Genomic DNA, 998 nt, shown 5'->3' on the forward strand with positions numbered 1-998 from the left:
GCACTTGTTGAAGCGCTCATCGACGCTGATGTGCTGGCTGATTCGCTCGCACTTGTTGAGGCGCTAATCGACGCTGAAGTACTTGCAGATTCACTTGCACTTGTTGAGGCGCTCATGGACGCTGACGTACTTGCCGATTCACTGGCACTTGTTGAAGCACTCATCGATGCTGACGTACTTGCTGACTCGCTGGCGCTGGTTGAGGCGCTTTGCGATGCGGACGTGCTGGCTGACTCACTGGCGCTGGTTGACGCACTCATGGACGCTGATGTACTTGCTGACTCGCTGGCGCTGGTTGAGGCACTCATGGAGGCTGATGTACTTGCTGACTCACTCGCACTTGTTGAGGCGCTCATGGAGGCAGACGTACTTGCTGATTCGCTGGCGCTGGTTGAGGCGCTTTGCGATGCGGACGTGCTGGCTGACTCACTGGCGCTGGTTGACGCACTCATGGACGCGGACGTACTTGCTGACTCGCTCGCACTTGTTGATGCACTCATGGAAGCACTGGTACTTGCGGATTCACTCGCACTTGTTGAGGCGCTCATGGATGCACTTGTGCTTGCGGATTCGCTTGCACTTGTTGAGGCGCTCATTGAGGCAGACGTACTTGCTGACTCACTTGCACTCGTTGAAGCGCTCATGGACGCTGAAGTACTTGCCGATTCGCTAGCGCTGGTTGAAGCACTCATCGATGCTGACGTACTTGCGGATTCGCTCGCACTTGTTGAGGCACTCTGTGACGCTGAAGTACTTGCAGACTCTGAAGCACTCGTTGAAGCGCTCATGGAAGCCGACGTACTTGCTGACTCACTTGCACTCGTTGATGCGCTCATCGATGCTGAGGTACTTGCGGACTCTGAAGCACTTGTTGAAGCGCTCATCGATGCTGAGGTACTTGCAGATTCTGATGCGCTCGTTGAGGCACTCATTGACGCGGACGTACTTGCTGATTCACTCGCACTCGTTGACGCACTCATGGAAGCCGACGTACTTGC

At 55.3% G+C, this 998-nt stretch carries 1 protein-coding gene; it reads left to right on the forward strand.

Features of this window, described 5'->3' with window-relative positions; genetic code table 11:
- The coding region (locus HMPREF2877_RS10910; protein WP_176745180.1) for a hypothetical protein at positions 1-998 on the forward strand (998 nt) is incomplete at both ends.

Source organism: Streptococcus sp. HMSC072D03, from assembly GCF_001812855.1.
Classification (GTDB): Bacteria; Bacillota; Bacilli; order Lactobacillales; family Streptococcaceae; genus Streptococcus; species Streptococcus salivarius_D.